The organism is Myxococcales bacterium (genome assembly GCA_016717005.1).
GTDB lineage: Bacteria > Myxococcota_A > Polyangia > Haliangiales > Haliangiaceae > UBA2376.
The window spans coordinates 169,080-187,839 of record JADJUF010000038.1; the positions used below are offsets into that span (position 1 = coordinate 169,080).

Sequence of the window (18,760 nt, forward strand, 5' to 3'; positions counted from 1 at the left end):
TCAGACCTGCCGACCGGTGCGCTTGCCGTGGACCATGTTGGCGAAGGTCTGGACCGTGAACAGCGCCAGGATCTCGCGGGCGCGCAGGCCCGCGGTGATCCGGTGCGCGGCCTCGGGCATCAGCTCGCGCAGTCGGGTCAGCCCCGCGTCCGAGATCACGCCGCCGGGCGCGAACTCGTCGTCGGTCATGTCGCCGCGCGCGGCCCGCTCCATCTCGCCGCGGGTGATCTCGATGCCGAACTCGCGCTCGATGCCGAAGACGATGTCGAGCATGTCGAGCGACTCGGCGCCGAGGTCCTCCATCAGCGCGGCGGCGAGCTCGACCTGGTCCGGGTCCTTGCCGAGCGACGTGGCGATGATGGCGCGGACGCGGTCTTCGACCGAGGCGTCGGTGGTGGCGGCGGGCTCAGTCATGGGGCGTCCTCCTCGAACCAGGTCACGACTCGATCGACCGGCTTGCGCGGCTTGGGCTCGGTCGGGCCGACAGGATAGCCGAGCGCGATCGCGCCCACCATCTGCCACGGGGCGGCGATGCCCAGGCGCGGCTGGATCTCGTCGCGGGCGATCATCGGGCCGGCCATCCAGCACGCGCCCAGGCCCTCGGCGTGGGCGGCGATCAGCAGCGTCATCACCGCGGCGCAGGTCGAGCACAGCTCGGCCTGCATCGCGCTGGCGGTCGCGAACTGGGTCGGGTCGCCGCCGCCCGAGGCGATGAAGTTGGCGATCAGATCGGGGTACGCGCGGTACTGCGGCACGATGATCGCGGCGGCGTTGGCCAGCGGCTCGTGGAAGAAGTCGCCGTAGCTGCCGTAGTCGTCGGCGTGGTGACCGCGGGCGATGATCGCGCGGATCTCGTCGGCCTTGCGCCGGACCGCGTCGGCGATCGCGGCCCGGGTCGCGGGCGCGGTCACGACGGCGAACCGCCACGGCTGGCGGTTGGTGTTCGACGGCGCGGTGGTCGCGGCCTCGATCAGCCGCGCGAGCAGCGCGCGCGGCACCGGCGTCGGCGCGAAGTCGCGGACGCTGCGGCGGGCCCGCAGCCAGGCGTGGAACTCCTCGGGTTCGATCATGCGAGCTTGAAGCCTCCGTCGACGTTCCAGACCTGGCCGGTGACGTAGCTGGCGTCGTCGGTCGACAGGAACGCCACGACCCGCGCGACCTCCTCGGGCCGGCCCAGGCGGCCGAGCGCGACCCGGGCGACCAGCTCGGCCGGGGCCAGCGCCTGGAGCTCGGCGGTCATGTCGGTGTCGATCACGCCGGGCGCGACCGCGTTGACGCGGATGCTGCGCGGCGCCAGCTCGACCGCGAGCGCGCGCGCGAGCGCCTCGACCGCGCCCTTGGACGCGGCGTAGAGCGCCTGACCGCGGCCCGGGCGCTGGGCCGCGACCGACGAGATCAACGTGATCGCGCCGCGGCGTCGACGCAGCATGCCGCGCATGACCTCGCGGCAGGCGGTGACCACGCCGCCGAGGTTGGTGGCGATCACGGCGTCGAGATCGGCCGGCGTCGTCGTGCCCAGGAGCGCGTCGCGGGTCAGGCCGGCGTTGGCGACCAGCGCGTCGATCGGCCCGAGGTCGCGCTCGGTGGTCGCGACCAGCGCGGCGACCGCGGCCGGGTCGGTCACGTCGGCGGCGATGGCCTGGGCTCGACCGCCGGCGGCGGTGATCGCGGCGACGGTGGCGGCGGCGGCGTCGGCGTCGCGCCGGTAGTTGACGGCGACCGCGAGGCCGCGGCGGGCCAGCTCGAGCGCGATCGCCCGGCCGATCCCGCGCGAGCCGCCGGTGACCAGGGCCGCGGGCTGGCTCATGGCACCGACACTCGCACGGCCGCGACCAGATCGGGGGCGCCGACCGACAGCGCCAGCGCGGCCCGAGCGGTCGTGGGTGTGGCGCTCGTCACGATCGTCAGCGGACCGTCGGCGACCGCGCCAGCGCCAGCGCCGGCGACCGGCGGGAGCACGCCCTGCGCCAGCGCGGTCCCGAGCGCGATCGTCTGGATCAGCGCCGTCGCGGCGCCGGCGTGGCCGAACCCGGCGCTGGTGGCGGTGAGCTGCGCGTCGCCACACGCGGCGGCGATCAACGCGCGCTCGGCGAGGTCCTGGGCTGGCCGGGCCCGGGCGCAGCCGTCGACGATCGGCGCCACCGGCAGCGCCGCGAGCGCGGCGGCGAGGTCGCCGGCGCCGGCGAACGCCGCGATCGTCGCGGTGCGCGCGCCCGCGCGCGGATCGTCGGGGCGCACCAGCACCAGCGCGGCCGCGGCCTCGCCGGGCACGAACCCGCGCGCGGCGGCGTGGTACGGCGCGATCACGTCGGCGGGCGCCGCGGCGGTGACGTCGCCGCGCTCGGACAGCTCGACCAGGAGCTCGGGCTCGAGCAGCGAGTCGTAGGCGACGACGATCGCGGTGTCGATCGCGCCGGCCGCGAGCGCCCACGCCGCGCTCATGATCGCCTGAGCCCCGGCGCTGGCGCCGCCGAAGGTCGCGCCATCGCCGCGCGCGCCCAGGTCGGCGGCGAGCAGCGCGTGGGCGTTGTTCGACAGGTGCCGCAACATCCAGAACGGGTGGATCTCGCGCAGGCCCAGGGCCCAGGCGTCGCGGCCGTCGGCGCGCTGCCGCGCCAGCGCCGGCAGCATGTCGTCCCAGTGGGCGCGCAGGCCGCCGACCGCGGCGTACAGGCCCGTGCGCGGATCCGGCGGCAGCGCCGCGGCCCGCGCGACCTCGGTGGCGACGTCGAGGCCGAAGGCGCCCATGCGCCGCAGGTAGCGATCGTGGCGGGTCCGCGGCGGCGCGCCCGGGATCGGCGCGATCGTGCGCGCGCGCGAGGTGGCGACCGGGTTGGCGATCGCGCCGCGCTCGCCGGCGACGAGCCGCGCGACCGCGCCGTCGACGTCGGCGCCCAGGGCCGTGCGCCAGCGCCACGCCAGGACCGCGACCGGCGTCGTCACGGGCACCGCCGCAGCACCAGGCTGGCGTTGTGGCCGCCGAACCCGAACGAGTTGGAGACGGCGTGCTCGACCTGCACGCGCCGCGGGGTCGGGCCGATGACGTCGAGCGGGCACTCGGGGTCGAGGGTCTGGTGGTGCGCGGTGCCGGGCAGCGAGCCGTCGGTGAGCGCGGCCACGCACGCGGCCAGCTCGATCGCGCCGGCCGCGGCCATCAGGTGGCCGATCGCGCCCTTGATCGAGCTGACCGGCGTGCGCGCCAGCGCCGGGCCGAACACCGTCGCCAGCGCCCGGGCCTCGGCCGGGTCGTTGAGCGGCGTGCCGGTGCCGTGGGCGTTGACGTAGCCGACGTCGGCCGGCGCGATCCCGGCCCGGGCGATCGCGCGGGCGATGGCCGCGGCGGCGGCGCTACCGTCGGGGCGAGGCGCGGTGGCGCGGTAGGCGTCCTGGGTCGCGCCCCAGCCGACGATCGCCGCCAGCGCGCGGGCGCCCCGGGCGCGCGCACGGTCGGCGCGCTCGACCACGAACATCGCCGCGCCCTCGCCGATCACCAGGCCGTCGCGATCGCGATCGAACGGTCGGCACGCGTCGGGGGCGTTGCGCGGCGACGGCGCGCCCAGCCGGGCCATGCCGCCGATGCCCAGCGGGTTGACCATGCTGTCGCTGCCGCCGCACACGATCACGTCGGCGCGGCCGCGCGCGATCAGCTGCGCCGCGTGGGCCACCGCCAGCGCGCCGGCCGCGCACGCCGACACGTTGACGACGGTCGGGCCGCGCAGGCCCAGCGCGCGCCGCACCGCGCGGGCGGCGGTGTCGACCGGAGCGCGGAACGCCAGCGCGCGGTCGCCGGCCGCGGTCGCCGCGCGTGCCCACGCGATCCGATCGGGCTCGATCATCGGCGCGAAGTCCTCGAGGAACGCCTGCTCGAGGCCGAGCGCGATCACCAGCGGCGCGCGCTGCTCGGCCGGGCCGCACCCGGCCTGGGCCCAGGCCTCGGCCGCGGCCATCGTCGCGAACACCGCCTTGCGGTCGCGGGTGCCCTCGCTCGGCGGCGCCGTCGGCAGCGGCACCTCGCCGGCGACGGTGACCGGGAACGTCGACGCGTCGAACCAGCGGATCGGGCCCACCGCGGCGGCGCCGGCGCGCAGGCCGGCGTCGAAGTCCGCGCGCGTCAGCCCGAACGCGCTGACCACGCCGACGCCGGTGATGACCGCGGTCACGATCCGCGCTCCAGCTCGACCACGCCGACCGCGCCGTCGACGTCGGCGGTGACGACCGCCACGCGGGGCGCGCCCGCGGCCAGCAGATCGAGCGCGGCCAGCCACGCCAGCGCCGGGCCGGCCGCGAGGCACTCGCCCAGCGCCGGGCCGAGGTCGAGCACGTCGGCGCGGTCCGCGAGCTGCGCCGCCAGCGCGGCGTCGGTGAGCGCGACGATCGCGGTGGCGCGGTCGGGCAGGGTCAGCGCCGCGCGGTCCTCGGCCGCGCACACCTCGGCGCGGATCACGCGGGCCAGGCCCTCGCCGCGCGCGACCGCCACCAGCGCCGCGCCCTCGCCGGGCACGCCCGACCAGCCGCCGTGGCAGCGCTCGAGCTCGGCCCAGGTCACCGGGTGCAGCGCGCTGTCGGCGCCGCCCGCGATCGCGATCGGGGCGTCGTCGTCCTCGATCGCGGCCACCGCCTCGATCAGCGCGTGGACCGTGCCGGCGCCGCGCGAGAACAGCGCGCCGTGGACGCCGGCGCCGACGCCCTCCTGGATCGCCGCGTGGGCCATCGTGAAGTTGTTCATCAGCTGGAACGCCAGGAGCGGGTTGCACGCGGCCAGGCCCGGGCCGCCGAACCGCGCCAGCGACCAGGTCGCGCCGTCCATCGACGCCCGCAGCATCGCGTGCAGCTCGGCGGTCGAGCCGCCCGACGCGCCGACGCCGACGAAGCACCCGGCCGCGCGCAGGGCCTCGGCCGGCAGCGCCGCCACGAGCTCGTGCATCGCCGCCGCCGCCAGGAGCGCGCCGCGCGACATGGTCTTGCGCGCGCGCACCGGCACCGCGACCAGGGCCGCGTCGGCGACCGGGCGGGTCGGCGTCGCGGCGGTCGCGCGCGCGCGCTCGGCGAGGCCGCGCCAGCCGCCGCCGATCGGCGACACCCCTGCGGCCGCGACGATCGCGACGGTCACGCGCCCTCCCGACGCCGCACCACCAGGCTGGGGCAGCCGGCGCCGAGCGGCGACACCCCTGCGGCCGCGACGATCGCGACGGTCACGCGCCCTCCCGACGCCGCACCACCAGGCTGGCGTTGGCGCCGCCGAACGCGAACGCGTTGACCAGGGCCGCGCGGACCGGCGCGGTCACCGCCGCGCCCAGCACGTGGCGCGCCCCGCAGCTGGCGTCGGGCGTGGCCAGCCCGGCGGTCGGCATGATCGTGCCCGAGGCGACGGCCTCGATCGCGCACAGCGCGCCGATCGCGCCGGCGCCGGCGACCCAGTGGCCGACCGCGCCCTTGACCGAGCTGACGTAGGCCCGCGCGAAGCCGTCGCCGAGCGCGCGCCCGAGCGCCACGATCTCGGCCGGGTCGTTGAGCGGCGTCGACGTGCCGTGGGCCTGCACGTAGTCGATCGCCGGGCCGCCGGCGTCGGTCAGCGCCGCGGCGATGGCCCGGGCGGCGCCGTCGCCGTCGGGCTCGGGCGCGGTCAGGCGGTAGCCGTCGAGCGAGCGGCCGACGCCGGCGACCTCGACCTCGCCGCGCCCGCCGGCCACGTCGGCCGCGGCCAGCACCAGCAGCGCCGCGCCCTCGCCGACGACGAAGCCGTCGCGGCGCGCGTCGAACGGGCACGACACGCCGCGCGCCGACAGCGCGCCCAGCAGCCCGAAGCCCGCCAGCATCAGCGGCTCGACGTCGGCGCCGACCCCGCCGCAGATCGCCACGTCGCACGCGCCGGCGCGGATCGCGCGGACCGCGTCGACGATCGCCGCCGCGCCCGACGCGCACGCCAGCGACACCGTCGCGACCGGCCCGGCGGCGCCGACCTCGAGCGCGATCGCCGCGGCGATCGCGGCCGGCGAGATCGCCCGCGCGTCGAGCCGCGCCGCGAACGGCCGCGCCGCCTCGGCGAACGCCGCGGCGTCGAAGCGGGTCCCGCCGCCGGCCGCGCGCGCCAGCGCCAGCACGGTCGCGAAGCTGGCCCGGCCCGACTCGGCGCCGAGGAACACGCCCAGCCGCGCCGGCGCGACGTCGACCCGGCCCGCACCCCAGGCCTCGGCCAGCGCCGCGAGCGCCAGCGGCCGCCGGCGATCCTCGTCGGCGCCGTCGCCGAGCGCGATCGCCGCCGCGACCTGGCACGGGAACCCGGTCGCGTCCCACGCGGTCACCGGCGCCACCGCGGTCGCGCCCCGCGCCAGCGCCGCCCGGGTCTCGGCCCACGTGCGCCCCAGCGGCGACCACGTCCCGACCCCGGTCACCACCACCGCCCGGGTCACGTCGGCTCCGTCACCGATCCGTGCAGCCACACGTTCAGGTGCTCGCGCCGGCGCGCGATCAGGATCGGGTTGGTCACGACTGCGAACGCGAACCCGAGCTCGGCCTCGGCCGCGAGCGCGCCGTCGAGCCGGGCCCAGCCCTTGATGCGGCCGCCGTCCTCGGTCGCGGTCTCGACCCGGGCCTCGAGCTCGAGCCGGTCGCCCGGCCGCACCACCCGGCGGAACTTGGTGCGATCGATCATCGTCAGGAGCGCGTGCAGATCGTGCCGGCCGCGGCCGCGCAGCGTCGCCTCGAGCAGCACCCCGCCGAGCTGGGCCAGGGCCTCGACGACCAGCGCGCCCGGCAGCACCGGGTAGCCCGGGAAGTGATCGGCGAACACGTCGTCCGACAGCGACGCGCACTTGAGCCCGCGCGCGACCTCGCCCGGGACGAGCTCGGTGATCCGATCGAGCATCACGTAGCGCATCGGCGCGACGGTACACCCGCCGCGCCGCTGGCGGTTGCGCCGCCCGGCGCCCGGGCGCTACAACCACGGCTACCGCAGCAGGCGCGCGCCGCGCCGGGAGTTCTCCGATGGAATGCACCACGTGCGCGCCGGGCCGAGTCGATCGCCCTCACACCTTCCTCGCCCACGAGTACGTCGCCTGCGACGGCTGCGGCGCCCGCCACGAGGCCCGGGTCGTCCTGCGCGACGGCGCGGTCTTCCACCTGCTCCTGTGCCCGACCTGCGGCCAGCGCGAGACCAAGGTCCACGATGACGCCGACGCCTACGTGCGCGAGTTCGTGGCCCGGGCCCGCCCCGAGGAGCTGACCGGCCACGTCTGGAAGCACACCACCTCGACCTGCCCGAGCTGCCTGGCGCTGGTCGAGGCCGAGGTCGTGATCCGCGCCGGCAAGGTCTACTTCGCCAAGGACTGCCGCGCGTGCGGGCCGTCGGAGGCGCTGGTGTCCGAGGACGCCGCCTACTACGCCCGCGCCTACGCGTTCGCGCGCGCCGGCACCGAGCCGCTGGAGTTCCGCGGCACCGTGGCGAAGGGTTGCCCGACCGACTGCGGCACCTGCGGCGATCACGAGCAGCACACCTGCCTGCCGATCATCGAGATCACCGACCACTGCAACCTCGAGTGCCCGGTCTGCATCGTCGACAACCAGTACTCGACCCACCTGGCGCCGGCGACCTTCGCGAAGATGATCGACGGCCTGGTCGCGGCCGAGGGCCAGTGCGAGTCGGTGGCGCTGTCGGGCGGCGAGCCCACCAGCCACCCGCAGCTGCTCGAGCTGATCAAGATCGCCACCCGGCCCGAGATCGGCCGGGTCGTGGTCATCACCAACGGCCTGCGGCTCGGGCGCGACCGCGCGTTCGCCCAGGCGCTCAAGGACGCCGGCGCGTACATCGGCCTGCAGCTCGACGGCTTCTCGGCCGACGTCCACGAGGCCATCCGCGGCAAGGACCTGACCGACGACAAGGCCGCGGCGCTCACCGCGCTGCGCGAGCTCGACCTGCCGACCCAGCTCATCTTCGTCGCCACCCGCGGCGTCAACGACCACCAGATCGGCCAGGCGGTCGAGCTCTTGATCAACGAGCCCCACATCCTGTCGCTCAACTTCCAGCCGATGGCCTACACCGGCCACGGCGGCGGCGCGTTCGCCCACGATCCGATGGATCGCCTGACGATCCCCGGCGTCATCCGCAAGATGGACGAGCAGTCGGGCGGCGCGGTCCGGTACCTCGACTTCTTCCCGCTGCCGTGCTCGCACCCGCAGTGCGTGTCGCTGACGTACCTGCTGCGGCTCAACGACGGCAGCTGCGTGCCGTTCGCGCGCTTCGTCGACTTCGAGAAGTACACGACGCTCCTGCGCTCGTCGGCGACGCTGCCGGCGACCGCCGAGGTCGAGGAGGCGCTGCACGAGCTGGTCCACGACGTCTTCGCGCGCCAGGACGAGCTCGAGCGCGGGCCCGAGATCCTGGCGGCGCTGCGGCGCTCGCTCGACGAGATGTTCCCGGCCCGGCCGCTGACCGGCCGCGACGCGGTCCGCGCCAGCGAGCGCCAGTCGAAGTCGATCTTCTTGCACCACTACATGGATCGCCACGACTTCGATCTCGAGCGCCTGCGCAAGTGCTGCCACCACTACCCGCAGCCCGACGGCCGGATCATGCCGGCCTGCGGCTGGAACATGTTCCACCGCGGCGCGGTCAAGGGCCCCGGCCCCAAGCGCCTGCCCGTGATCGCCTGATGGGCCTGCTCGACGGCCGCACCGCGATCGTCACGGGCGGCTCCCGCGGCCTGGGCCGGGCGATCTGCCTGGCGCTCGCCGGCGACGGCGCCGACGTCGCGTTCAACTACCTGCGCGACGACGAGGCCGCGGCCGCGACCGTCGCCGCGATCACCGCGCTCGGGCGCCGGGCCTGGCCCTACCGGGTGTCGGTGCTCGATCGCGCCGGCCTCAAGGCGATGGCGGCCGAGGTGGTCGCCGCGACCGGCGCGATCGACATCCTCGTCAACAACGCCGGCCACGGCCAGGTCGTGCCGCTGGCGCTGATGGAGGAGGAGGACTGGGACCGGATGATGGACACCCACGTCAAGGGCGCGTTCCTGGCGACCCAGGCGGTGCTGCGCGCGATGGTCAAGCAGCGGTACGGCCGCGTGCTCAACGTGTCGTCGCTGGCCGGCGTCAAGATGCTCGAGGCCCCGGTCCACTACTCGACCGCCAAGGCCGCGCTCAAGGGCTTCACCGAGTCGCTGGCCAAGGAGATCGGCCGCTACGGCATCACCGTCAACTGCGTCGCGCCGGGCGTGCTCGACGAGGGCGTCAGCGACCACCTGCCGCCGGCCCGCCGCGACGAGTACCTGCGCCACTGCGCGATGCGCCGGCTCGGCCGCCTCGACGAGGCCGCCGCGGTGATCGCGTTCCTCGCCAGCGAGCGCAACAGCTACATGAACGGCGCGACCGTCGTCGTCGATGGCGGCGTCTGAGCTTCCTGGGAGGCCTGTCGCCAGGCCTCCCCTCGTCGGGGGCAAGCCCCGACGAGCCTCCCCTCCGTTCTAGACGTTCTAGGCGCGAGACTCCCGGCGCGCGGGCCGGTGCTCGACCGAAAAACTGACAAGCGCTGAGTTTCCTGGGAGGCCTGTCGCCGGCGGCCCGTCAACGCGCCGGCGGCGGCGGCACCGCGACCGCGCGACGCTCGACCACGACGTCGAGCCGCTGATCGCCGCGCTCGATCCCCATCCGCACCTTGGTGCCGGCCGGGCCGCGCATCTGCCGCGCGGTCCGCACCAGCGACCAGCGCGCGGTCGACTCGCCGTCGACCTCGACCACGACGTCGCCGGCCAGCAGGCCGGCGTCGTCGGCGGGACCGCCCGGGAAGACCTGGCCGATCGCGAAGCCCTTGGGGTGCGAGACCGGCCGGATGCCGATGCCGGTCACCGTCGAGGGATCGGCCGGGGCGCCGCCGGCGGTCGGGGGCGCGGCCGGCGGCGCGCCTGTGGCCTCGCCGCCGCTCGGCGCGCTGCCCTTGCACGCGAGCGCGGCGCCCACGAGCGCGATCATCACGGACGTCCGCATCGCGCGAGCGTACCAGGCGGGCGCGCGCGTGGTCGCGGGTGATACGCTGCGCGATCAGAGGTCCCGTGCGCTTTCCTGGACGCCGCAAGCACAAGCACTACTTCCCGGTCCACGCGCGCGATCCGCTGTTCCAGCACGCGGGCGTCGAGGCCCCCGACGCCCGGACCCACCTGGTCGGCATCGATCAGACCCTCGTCGACATCGACGCCCGGGTCCCGGACGAGCTGATCGCCCGCTACCAGCTGCCCAAGGGCGCGTCGACGGTGATCGCCAGCGACGCGGCGCTGCGGCTGTACGACGAGCTCCTGGCCGACCAGCGGATCTCCTACGAGTTCGCCGGCGGCACCGTCGGCAACACGCTCCACAACTACTCGACCCTGGCCGACGACGCCTCGATCTTGCTCGGCGTGATGAGCGCGGAGATCCGGCTCGGCACGTCCGGCTACCGCTACCTCTCGAACACCTCGTCGCGCGTCAACCTCGATCACCTGCAGCCGGTGGCCGGCCCGATCGGCCGGTGCTTCGCGCTGGTGACGCCCGACGGCGAGCGCACGTTCGCGATCAGCGAGGGCGAGATGAACGGGCTGCGCCCCGACAGCGTCCCGGCCGCGGTCTTCGACGACGCGTCGGCGCTGGTGATCTCGGCCTACCTGCTGCGCTGCAAGCCCGACGACCCGATGCCGGCCGCGACCATGCGCGCGATCGAGCTGGCCCGGGCCCGGGGCGTGCCGGTCGTGCTCACGCTCGGCACCCGGTTCGTGATCGCCGAGCGGCCCGAGTTCTGGCGCGACTTCATCCGCGCCCACGTCGACATCGTCGCGATGAACGAGGAGGAGGCCGAGGCGCTGACCGGCGAGCGCGACCCCCTGCGCGCGTGCGACCGCGCGCTCGACCTGACCGACCTGGTGCTGTGCACCGCCGGGCCGACCGGGCTGTTCCTGGCCGGCCACACCGACGTCGAGGTCAAGCGCGAGACCCGGTACCCGCTCTTGCCGGGCGCGATCCCCGAGTTCAACCGCTACGAGTTCAGCCGGCCGATGCGTCGAGCCGCGTGCGCGCAGCCGCTCAAGGTGTTCGCGCACATCGCGCCCTACCACGGCGGTCCCGCGCGCATCACGAGCACCAACGGCGCCGGCGACGCCGCGCTGGCCGCGCTCCTGCACGACGTCGCCGCCAACCGCCACCACCGCGCGCGCGTGCCCAACTCGACCAAGCACGTGCGCGAGTTCCTGACCTACTCGTCGATGAGCCAGGTGTGTCGCTACGCCAACCGGGTCAGCTACGAGGTGCTGGCGCAGTCGGCGCCGCGCCTGACCCGGGGCCTGCCCGAGCGCGAGGAGGGCCTCGACGACGAGGCCTACTGGGCGCGGTAGGCGGCGGGGCCGTCCGCGCTGCCCCGTCGCTCGATCGAGCCCCGTCGCTCGGCGCGCCCGACCGAGCTGGCCCGTCGCTCGATCGAGCCCGGAGGCCCGCTCGGGCTCAACGCGGTGACGGGGTCCCCTCGAGCGGCGCCCCGACCTGGGTGCCGGGGGGCACGAGCACGACGAACGGGTCCTCGCCCGGCTGGAGGTCCATGAAGGTCCGGTACTCGTCGCGCGTCAGCGACGCCTCGATCGACCGCGCGTAGCCCAGCATGTTCCAGTGGACCTGCTCGGACAGCTCCTCCTGGCTGAGGAACCCGCCGTAGTAGCCGCGGACCGCGCGGCCGTGGTCGCGGATCCAGCTCGTCAGCGCGGTCCGGATCGCGTCGCGCTTGGCGGCCGGGAACTCGGGCCCGAACAGCTCGTCGAGGCGGCGGTCGATGTCGTCGAAGCGCGCCGCGATCGTCGCCGCCGGCGGCTCGTCCGGGCCGTTGACGATCTCGGCGACGCCGGGGTCCTCGTCGGGCAGGGGCACCGGCTCGAACCGGCGCACCGTCGGGATCGGCCGGCGACCGCTCGGCGTGGGTCGCGTCGCCGGCCGCGCTGCGGTCGTGATCGCCGCGCGGTCGTTGACCGTGCGGTTCGCCGCCGGGGCTGGCGCGGTGGCGTAGCCGACCGCGAACGCGGCCGCGATCACGACGGCGCCGATGGCGAGCGGCCTCATCGGTGGTCGTGCCCGTCGTCGTGCGCGCCGGGCGCGCCGGGCGCGCCGCCCTGGCCCGTGACCATGAAGTCGTAGGGATCGACGCCGGGCTCGAGCCCGGTGAGCACGCGGTACTGATCGTCCGTGACGATCGCGTGCAGCTCCTCGAGCTGCCCCAGCACCTCCTCGTGGAGCTGCGTCATGTACTGCTCGTGGGTCAGCGTCCCGCGCTGGAACTCGCCGGTCTGGCGGCGCTGGAACTCGATCGCGCGGTCGTTGAAGTCGAGCAGCAGCTCGCGTTGCTCGGCCGAGATCTGTCCGAGCGTCTGGGTGATCTGCGCGTCGGTCTCGGCGCGCCGGGCCGCGCGCGCCTCGGGCGTCTCGTCGAGCGGGAACTCATCGACCGCCTGGCCCTGCTGCGCCTGCTCGACCGCGCGTCGGAGCTGCAGCAGGTCGACCGCGCGCGATGGCGCGCCGCGGGCCGCGGGCGCGGTCGGATCGACCGCGGTCGGGTCGGCAGCGGCGGCGGCCGCGACGAGGCGCTCACCGCCGGTGGCGCGCGCGGTCCCGACCCGCCGGCCGGCGAAGAACGCCGCAGCCGCGAGCCCCACAATCGCCACGATCGTCAGCGCTCGCATCGACTGCCCTAGAGCACGCTAGCACGGCTCAAGCCGGGCCCATTCGTCTGTAGTTTAGTCGCTTAGTAAATCAAACTATACAGAATGTATTGATCGTAGACACATCCGAGGACGTTGATCATGCAAAGTCAGTGATTCCCACTACATGATTTACTGGCACGGGGAGTGCTCATGGTCCGCCTCCATGAAGCTCACCAAGGTCCTGGCGGCGGTCGTGCTCGCGATGGTCGTCGGACTCAGCCCGGCGATCGCGGGCACCGGGTCGACCAGCTCCAACAACGCTCACGGCGACAACCGCGCCGTGAACATCTGGGTCGCGGGCTTCTGGCTTCACCACACGTACGAGTGGGTCCGCTACGGCTCGAGCGTGAGCGCCCACTACACCTACGGCGGCGACGCATCGGGGTGCACGAGCTGCAACCGCTACTCGACGACCTCGGTGTACTCGAACACGCCGACCTGCGTCGCCAACCAGAACAAGCTGACCTACGCCATCACCGGCGTGTGCCATCAGGCCACCAACCGCGCGCTGCAGGGGACCAGCATCCCGTACGTCCTGAGCTGGAACATCGGCGGCGGCGGCACCAGCAACGCGCTGTTCTGCACGTTCGGCGCGGGCCTCAGCTGCTACGGCGCCCCCTGCTGAGCGTCCATCCGATCATCTGAACGCTGGCGCCTCGCCCAGGGGAGATGGGTCGAGGCGCTAGCCCTTTTCGGGCCGCGGGATGCGGCGCATCGGCGTGGTGCCGACGTCATCGGTCGACACGACGGGCGGCGCGGGCGCGACCGGGGCGGGCGGCGGCGAGCCGATCCGCAGGGTGCGCAGGAAGCGGACGACGCGCGAGGGCGAGGGCGGCGGTGCGGTGATCATCATGGCGTGGGTTCGACGGGGACCATGCCGGATCCATCGGCCCCGATCGGGTATGCGCGGGGGCCGTCCGATCTCGTCGTGGGGTGTCGATGGGGCAGCGCCGCCGCGGATCAGCCCAGGCGGGTCGGCACGAACCGCGCGCCGATCCGCCGGAAGCGCGTCGGTGCGGTCGTGCACACCGCGAGCAGATCGCGCGCCACGTCTGGCGGCAGGCCCGGGGTGATCTCGAAGCCGGTGAAGCGCGCGCCGCTGACCTCGGCCGAGAACGTGTGGCGGAACTCGCTCGCGCCGGCGTAGGTGAGCGCGAGCCGTCCGGTCCACGACAGCTGCGCGCCGCGCGGGCCGGGCTGGAAGCGCAGCCGGTGATCGGCCGCGGTGTCGTGGCCGAGCAGGTAGACGTTGAACGGCCGATCGTCGTCGTCGTCGCCGTCGAGATCCTCGACCATCGCGCGGCCGGTCGGCAGCGGATCGACGCGGAACTCACCGCCCGAGAGCTGCCCCGGATCGAACGGCGCCGCGGCGGTGCCGACCAGGAAGCCGCCGTCGCTGCGCCACTTGGTCGAGGACAGCGTGCACCGGTGGTAGTTGGTCCAGACGTTGCGCGCGCGCCAGTCGCCGTCGTCGTCGTCGTCGTCGCCACCGGCGGCGCGATCGGCGGCGTCGTAGGCCGCCGACTCGAGGTGCAGATCGAACCACAGGCCGCGGTCGTCGAGGCGCCCCGACCAGACGAAGCGGGCGATCGCGTGGCCGTCGGGCCAGGGGTTGCCGGGGAACCAGATGCGGCCGGAGGTCATGGCCCCGACGGTAGCCTACGGGCGCGCGCGGGTCAGCCGACCGGCGTCGCGGTGTGGCCCCGCCACGTCACCGCCGCCGCCGCGAGCAGGTTCAGGCCCGCCAGCGCGAGCAGGCCGAGCGCGGCGGTGTCGAGCGGGCGCCCGAACCACGCGCCGGTGCACGCGATCATCGCGCCGATCGCCAGCGCGCGGGCCAGCTCGAGCGGCAGGTACCGGGGCGAGCGCTCGAAGAACTCGCCCGAGACGACCGTCGCGTACAGCAAGAACCCGAGCGCGGCCAGATCGGCGGCGACCCCGGCGGCGCCGAGCGTCGCGGCCAGCGCCCAGATCATCGCGCCCAGGTACGCGAGCTGCAGCGTGCCGACCAGGTACAGCCCGGGCGGCGCTGGCGCCGGCGCGCGCGCGGCGTCGGTCGCCGTCGGCGCGGCGTCACGAGGCCGCCAGCCGGCCGGCATGAACCACAGCCGCAGCTTGTCGCGCGCGCGGCTCGTCGTGCGCGCGGCCCGGCCGAGCTGCGCCAGGTGGTGCAGCGCGACGGTCAGCGGCCGCAGGCTCGGCGGCGGATCGTCGACGCCGAAGGCGGTCGGCGTGCCGCGGGCGAACGTGCCGAACAGGCGGTCCCAGACGATGAACACGAAGCCGAAGTTCTTGCCGCGGCACCACTGATCGCGGCCGTGGTGGACGGCGTGGTGGGTCGGCGTCGCCAGCACCCGCTCGAGCGGGCCGAGCCGGCCGATGTTCCGCGTGTGCACGGCGAAGCCCCAGGTGTCCTTGACGATCCACCCCAGCGCCGCGGCCGGCAGCGGCAGGCCGAGCGCGACCGGCGCGACCAGGATCAGGTACGCGCCCGAGACCACGTTCACGAGCGGCTCCGCGAGCGAGCTGCGCCCGCCGGTGGTCATCGTGAAGTACGGGCTGGAGTGGTGGACCGCGTGCACGGCCCAGGTCAGGTTGAGCGCGTGGTGGTAGCGGTGCATCCAGTAGGCCGCGAGGTCCATCACGACCACGCCGAGCGGCCAGATCCACCAGGCGTCGACGGGCAGCTGCCACGGCACCTGGGGCCAGGCGGCGCGGTAGAGCACGACCCACACCACCGGGACGATCGACAAGAGCGCGAAGTGCGGGATCGCGACCAGCACGCTGACCGCCGCGTCGCGCGGATCCTGGTGGGCGCGGGCGCGCCACGCGTTCCACCCGAACTCGAGCAGCATCAGCGCGACGAACACCGCCGGGGCCGCGATGTCACCCACCGCGCGGCTCCCAGCTCGGCGGCCGGAACAGCAGCGTCGCGCGCTCGCGCCAGGTCGCGCGCCGCGCCAGCCGCGCCAGCCGGATCCACTCGACGAAGTTGGCGCGGACCACGCTCGGCGGCGCCGCGCCGGTGCCGTACGTGGGCGCGGCCTGCTCCGCCGCGAAGGTGCCGAACAGCCGATCCCAGACGATCAGCATCCCGCCGTAGTTGCGGTCGACGTAGGCGGCGTCGCAGCCGTGGTGGACGCGGTGGTGCGACGGCGTGACCAGCACCCGCTCGAGCCAGCCGAGCTTCCCGATCCAGCGCGTGTGCTGCGGGAACTGGTACAGCGAGCTGATCGCGCGCGCGACCAGCGACGCCTCGAACGACACGCCCACCAGCGCCAGCGGCAGGTAGAAGACCCAGCTGGTGTAGACCGAGAACCAGCCGATCCGGATCGCGACGAGCAGGTTCAGGTGATCGCTCTGGTGGTGGACCGCGTGCACCGCCCACCACAGGTTGACCCGGTGCATCGCGCGGTGGCTGCAGTAGAACGCCAGGTCGACCAGCACCAGGATCAGCGCCCAGCGCACGAACGGCTGGCGCGGCAGCGCGACCTGCGCGTGGCGATCGAGCCACTGGTGGACCGCGGCGCCTTGCAGCACCAGCGCCAGGCCCGCCACCACCGAGCCGGCGCCGAGGACGACGCTGGCGATCGAGTCGCGCCACGCGTACCCGAGCGCGCGCCGGCGGGCGCCGTAGGCGAGCTCGAGCGCGATCGCCAGCGCGCACACGGCGGCGGCGATGACCTGGACGGTGAGGGACACGGGCGGGGGCGCGATTGTACGCGGGTCGCGGCGAGGATCGGGCGCCAGGATTCCGGCGCGCGCACCGAGCCGCGCCTCCCGGCCGCGGCCCGCGACGTTCGATCCGCGCGCCCGCGCCCCGCTGTAGCGCCCGCGCCCCGCGGCCTTCGCGCGACGCCGGCGGCCCGGTGCGGGTCGAGGTCGGGGCCCATGGAGCGCCGACGGTGTCCGTCGCGGCCGTGGCCCGTGACCCGCGACGGTTGCCGCCCGAGCGGCGCTCGGCTCGTGATACCAAGACCACCATGCGCGCGCGCTCGTCGTACTCTCTGATCGCGGTCCTCGGTGCGGTGGTGGCGTGCTCGGGCGGCGGCGGCGACAGCCCCGACGGCGCGACGCCGGACGGCGCCACCATCGACGCCGCGGCGCCCGACGCCACGCCGCTCGACGCGCCGGCGCCCGACGCGCCCGCGCCCGACGCGCGGATCGACGCGGCCGGCTCCGACGGTGGGCTCGATCCGCTGGCGTGCGGCACCGGCACCCCGATCGTGCCGCTGCCACCGTCGGGCGTCGCCACCGGCACGGCCTCGGCCAGCACCCCCGGCAACGTGTCCTCGACGACGTGCAACGGCCGCGGGGCCGAGACCGCGTACGTGTTCACGGTCGATCACACGGTCACCCTCGACGCGACCACCGACGACCCCGCGACCACGCTCGACACGGTGCTGTACGTGCGGTCGGCGTGCCAGGACCCGACCACCGAGCTGGCGTGCGCGGACGACCTCGGCGCGACCAACCCGCGCTCGCACCTGACCGTCGCGTTGCCGGCCGGGACCTACTACCTGATCGTCGACGGGCGCAACGTCGGCTCGGCCGGCGCGTACACGCTGTCGGTGCGGCTGGCCGAGGCGCAGGGCGCGCCGTGCACCAGCCCGCTCGAGTGCCAGGTCGGCTACACCTGCCGCGCGATCCCGCCCGCGACCCAGCTGACCTGCGAGCCGCCGGTGTGCGCCGACGGCCGCGACGACGACGGCGACGGCCGCACCGACTACCCGGCCGACCCCGGCTGCGCCAGCCCCCAGGACGACACCGAGGACGACACCTGCCCGGCCGGGCCTGGTTGCCCGGCCTGCGCCGACGGCGTCGACAACGACGGCGACCTGCTGACCGACTATCCGACCGACCCCGGCTGCACCGCGGCGTCGGCCGACTCCGAGGAGAGCTGCGCCGGAGAGACCGATCCGGTCGCGCCGATCACCGCCGGGACCACCAGCGGCACGACCGCCGGCGCCACCAACGACCGGATGCCGGCGTGCGTGACCAACTCGACCGCGCCCGATCGCGCGCACACGCTGCGGGTGCGGTACCCGCTCGCGACCCTGGTGATCGACACCGACACCTCGCCGTTCGACACCGTCGTGTCGCTGCTCGACGCGGACTGCGCGGCGACGATCGCGTGCGACGACGACGGCGGCGATCCCGGCAACCAGTCGCGCATCAGCCGCACCGGCGTGGCCCCGGGCACCTACACGATCGTCGTCGACGGCTTCGCCTCGGCCGCCGGCGCCTACCAGCTCCACGTCGCCGGCACCTACGCCCTGGGCGCCGCGTGCGACCCGACCGCGCCCTACTTCACCTGCGGCGTCGGCGCGCAGTGCCTCGGCCCGGCGATGATGGAGGTGTGCGTCGCGACGGCGTGCAACGACGCCGTCGACGCCGACGGCGACGGCTTCCCGGGCTACCCGACCGATCCGGGCTGCGCCAGCCCCGACGACGACGACGAGACCGACGACTGCCCGAGCGGGCCGATGTGCCCGGCCTGCGGCAACGGGCTCGACGACGACGGCGACGGCGCGATCGACTATCCGCTCGACGACGACTGCGCCTCGGCGTCGGGGCCCAGCGAGCAGACCTGCGCGCCCGAGACCGACCCGTTCGTGACGATCACCGCGCCGGTGACCACCGGCACCACCGTCGGCGCCACCAACGACTTCATCCCGGCGTGCATCACCAGCGCCACCCGCACGGCGCCGGACCGGGTCCACCTGCTGACGCTGCAGGTCCCGGTCGCGACGCTGACGCTCGACACCGCCGGCTCGGGCTACGACACCGCGCTGATGTTCGCCGACGAGACCTGCGCCCCGGTGCTGGCGTGCGACGACGACGCGGGCCCCGGCACCACGTCGCTCCTGACCCGGACCGCGGTCGCGCCCGGCACCTACGCGGTGATCGTCGACGGCTTCGCGGCGGCGGCGGGCGCGTACACGCTCAACGTGCGCGGCACGCTGGCCGCGGGCGCGAGCTGCGCCGACCCGCTGGTCACGGCCGGCGTGCTGGCGTGCCCGACCGGCACCACCTGCCAGGCCGGGCTGTGCCAGCCGTGA

Annotated in this window: 20 protein-coding genes; 5 read left to right on the forward strand and 15 right to left on the reverse strand. The window is 75.2% G+C overall.

Features of this window, described 5'->3' with window-relative positions:
• The 8 genes from IPL61_29790 to IPL61_29825 form a co-directional block, all read right to left on the reverse strand.
• A complete protein-coding gene (locus IPL61_29790) occupies window positions 1-414 on the reverse strand; it encodes an acyl carrier protein (GenBank protein MBK9035401.1) in 414 nt (137 codons plus the stop codon).
• On the reverse strand, window positions 411-1,070 hold the full coding sequence (locus IPL61_29795; protein MBK9035402.1) for a nitroreductase family protein: 660 nt from the start codon (window positions 1,068-1,070) through the stop codon (window positions 411-413). The genes IPL61_29790 and IPL61_29795 overlap by 4 nt, the downstream gene beginning before the upstream one ends.
• Window positions 1,067-1,807 carry a 3-oxoacyl-ACP reductase FabG gene (fabG, locus tag IPL61_29800; GenBank protein MBK9035403.1) on the reverse strand — a complete coding sequence of 247 codons (741 nt, stop codon included), beginning with the start codon at window positions 1,805-1,807 and terminating at the stop codon, window positions 1,067-1,069. The genes IPL61_29795 and fabG overlap by 4 nt, the downstream gene beginning before the upstream one ends.
• Window positions 1,804-2,943, reverse strand: coding sequence for a hypothetical protein (locus tag IPL61_29805; GenBank protein ID MBK9035404.1), 1,140 nt, complete (start codon window positions 2,941-2,943; stop codon window positions 1,804-1,806). Before IPL61_29805 ends, fabG begins: the two co-directional genes overlap by 4 nt.
• Window positions 2,940-4,160 (reverse strand): beta-ketoacyl-[acyl-carrier-protein] synthase family protein, encoded by a 1,221-nt coding sequence (locus tag IPL61_29810; protein ID MBK9035405.1) that lies wholly within the window; start codon window positions 4,158-4,160, stop codon window positions 2,940-2,942. The genes IPL61_29805 and IPL61_29810 overlap by 4 nt, the downstream gene beginning before the upstream one ends.
• Window positions 4,157-5,110 (reverse strand): hypothetical protein, encoded by a 954-nt coding sequence (locus IPL61_29815; GenBank protein MBK9035406.1) that lies wholly within the window; start codon window positions 5,108-5,110, stop codon window positions 4,157-4,159. Before IPL61_29815 ends, IPL61_29810 begins: the two co-directional genes overlap by 4 nt.
• 82 nt (window positions 5,111-5,192) lie before the next feature.
• Window positions 5,193-6,410, reverse strand: coding sequence for a beta-ketoacyl-[acyl-carrier-protein] synthase II (locus IPL61_29820; protein ID MBK9035407.1), 1,218 nt, complete (start codon window positions 6,408-6,410; stop codon window positions 5,193-5,195).
• Entirely contained in the window at window positions 6,407-6,877 is a 471-nt protein-coding gene (locus tag IPL61_29825; protein MBK9035408.1) for a 3-hydroxyacyl-[acyl-carrier-protein] dehydratase FabZ, read from the reverse strand. The genes IPL61_29820 and IPL61_29825 overlap by 4 nt, the downstream gene beginning before the upstream one ends.
• A 107-nt stretch (window positions 6,878-6,984) precedes the next feature.
• On the opposite strand from IPL61_29825, the gene IPL61_29830 reads away from it, so the two are divergent.
• The gene (locus IPL61_29830; GenBank protein ID MBK9035409.1) at window positions 6,985-8,646 is read left to right on the forward strand and encodes a radical SAM protein; all 1,662 of its coding nucleotides are present in this window, start codon (window positions 6,985-6,987) and stop codon (window positions 8,644-8,646) included.
• Entirely contained in the window at window positions 8,646-9,386 is a 741-nt protein-coding gene (locus tag IPL61_29835) for an SDR family oxidoreductase (protein MBK9035410.1), read from the forward strand. Before IPL61_29830 ends, IPL61_29835 begins: the two co-directional genes overlap by 1 nt.
• A 169-nt stretch (window positions 9,387-9,555) precedes the next feature.
• On the opposite strand, the gene IPL61_29840 is transcribed toward IPL61_29835, so the two are convergent.
• Window positions 9,556-9,975, reverse strand: coding sequence for a PDZ domain-containing protein (locus tag IPL61_29840; GenBank protein ID MBK9035411.1), 420 nt, complete (start codon window positions 9,973-9,975; stop codon window positions 9,556-9,558).
• A 65-nt stretch (window positions 9,976-10,040) separates the two neighbouring features.
• On the opposite strand from IPL61_29840, the gene IPL61_29845 reads away from it, so the two are divergent.
• Window positions 10,041-11,348 (forward strand): inosine/guanosine kinase, encoded by a 1,308-nt coding sequence (locus IPL61_29845; GenBank protein ID MBK9035412.1) that lies wholly within the window; start codon window positions 10,041-10,043, stop codon window positions 11,346-11,348.
• Window positions 11,349-11,454: 106 nt separating this feature from the next.
• Here the strand turns inward: IPL61_29845 and IPL61_29850 are convergent, their stop codons facing one another.
• Together IPL61_29850 and IPL61_29855 are read right to left on the reverse strand one after the other, a co-directional pair.
• On the reverse strand, window positions 11,455-12,060 hold the full coding sequence (locus IPL61_29850; protein ID MBK9035413.1) for a hypothetical protein: 606 nt from the start codon (window positions 12,058-12,060) through the stop codon (window positions 11,455-11,457).
• Window positions 12,057-12,650, reverse strand: a complete 594-nt coding sequence (locus IPL61_29855) for a hypothetical protein (protein MBK9035414.1) — start codon at window positions 12,648-12,650, stop codon at window positions 12,057-12,059. Before IPL61_29855 ends, IPL61_29850 begins: the two co-directional genes overlap by 4 nt.
• Window positions 12,651-12,861: 211 nt before the next feature.
• Between IPL61_29855 and IPL61_29860 the strand changes: the two genes are divergently transcribed.
• Window positions 12,862-13,323: a hypothetical protein gene (locus IPL61_29860; GenBank protein MBK9035415.1), complete on the forward strand. Its 462-nt coding sequence runs from the start codon at window positions 12,862-12,864 to the stop codon at window positions 13,321-13,323.
• Window positions 13,324-13,380: 57 nt separating this feature from the next.
• On the opposite strand, the gene IPL61_29865 is transcribed toward IPL61_29860, so the two are convergent.
• The 4 genes from IPL61_29865 to IPL61_29880 all read right to left on the reverse strand — a co-directional run bounded on the left by IPL61_29865 (window position 13,381) and on the right by IPL61_29880 (window position 16,400).
• On the reverse strand, window positions 13,381-13,551 hold the full coding sequence (locus IPL61_29865; protein ID MBK9035416.1) for a hypothetical protein: 171 nt from the start codon (window positions 13,549-13,551) through the stop codon (window positions 13,381-13,383).
• Between the two features lie 107 nt (window positions 13,552-13,658).
• A complete protein-coding gene (locus IPL61_29870; GenBank protein MBK9035417.1) occupies window positions 13,659-14,342 on the reverse strand; it encodes a hypothetical protein in 684 nt (227 codons plus the stop codon).
• A gap of 32 nt (window positions 14,343-14,374) precedes the next feature.
• Window positions 14,375-15,592, reverse strand: a complete 1,218-nt coding sequence (locus IPL61_29875; GenBank protein ID MBK9035418.1) for a sterol desaturase family protein — start codon at window positions 15,590-15,592, stop codon at window positions 14,375-14,377.
• Window positions 15,585-16,400: a sterol desaturase family protein gene (locus tag IPL61_29880; protein MBK9035419.1), complete on the reverse strand. Its 816-nt coding sequence runs from the start codon at window positions 16,398-16,400 to the stop codon at window positions 15,585-15,587. Before IPL61_29880 ends, IPL61_29875 begins: the two co-directional genes overlap by 8 nt.
• 281 nt (window positions 16,401-16,681) lie before the next feature.
• Here IPL61_29880 and IPL61_29885 point away from each other — a divergent pair, with 281 nt between their 5' ends.
• Window positions 16,682-18,760, forward strand: a complete 2,079-nt coding sequence (locus IPL61_29885) for a PPC domain-containing protein (protein MBK9035420.1) — start codon at window positions 16,682-16,684, stop codon at window positions 18,758-18,760.

Coding starts and splice junctions, on each gene's coding strand:
- IPL61_29865 (MBK9035416.1), bottom strand. CDS start 13,551: ATGATGATCACCGCACCGCCGCCCTCGCCCTCGCGCGTCGTCCGCTTC.
- IPL61_29840 (MBK9035411.1), bottom strand. CDS start 9,975: ATGCGGACGTCCGTGATGATCGCGCTCGTGGGCGCCGCGCTCGCGTGC.
- IPL61_29835 (MBK9035410.1), top strand. CDS start 8,646: ATGGGCCTGCTCGACGGCCGCACCGCGATCGTCACGGGCGGCTCCCGC.
- IPL61_29830 (MBK9035409.1), top strand. CDS start 6,985: ATGGAATGCACCACGTGCGCGCCGGGCCGAGTCGATCGCCCTCACACC.
- IPL61_29860 (MBK9035415.1), top strand. CDS start 12,862: ATGAAGCTCACCAAGGTCCTGGCGGCGGTCGTGCTCGCGATGGTCGTC.
- IPL61_29825 (MBK9035408.1), bottom strand. CDS start 6,877: ATGCGCTACGTGATGCTCGATCGGATCACCGAGCTCGTCCCGGGCGAG.
- fabG (MBK9035403.1), bottom strand. CDS start 1,807: ATGAGCCAGCCCGCGGCCCTGGTCACCGGCGGCTCGCGCGGGATCGGC.
- IPL61_29790 (MBK9035401.1), bottom strand. CDS start 414: ATGACTGAGCCCGCCGCCACCACCGACGCCTCGGTCGAAGACCGCGTC.
- IPL61_29885 (MBK9035420.1), top strand. CDS start 16,682: ATGCGCGCGCGCTCGTCGTACTCTCTGATCGCGGTCCTCGGTGCGGTG.
- IPL61_29870 (MBK9035417.1), bottom strand. CDS start 14,342: ATGACCTCCGGCCGCATCTGGTTCCCCGGCAACCCCTGGCCCGACGGC.
- IPL61_29850 (MBK9035413.1), bottom strand. CDS start 12,060: ATGAGGCCGCTCGCCATCGGCGCCGTCGTGATCGCGGCCGCGTTCGCG.
- IPL61_29795 (MBK9035402.1), bottom strand. CDS start 1,070: ATGATCGAACCCGAGGAGTTCCACGCCTGGCTGCGGGCCCGCCGCAGC.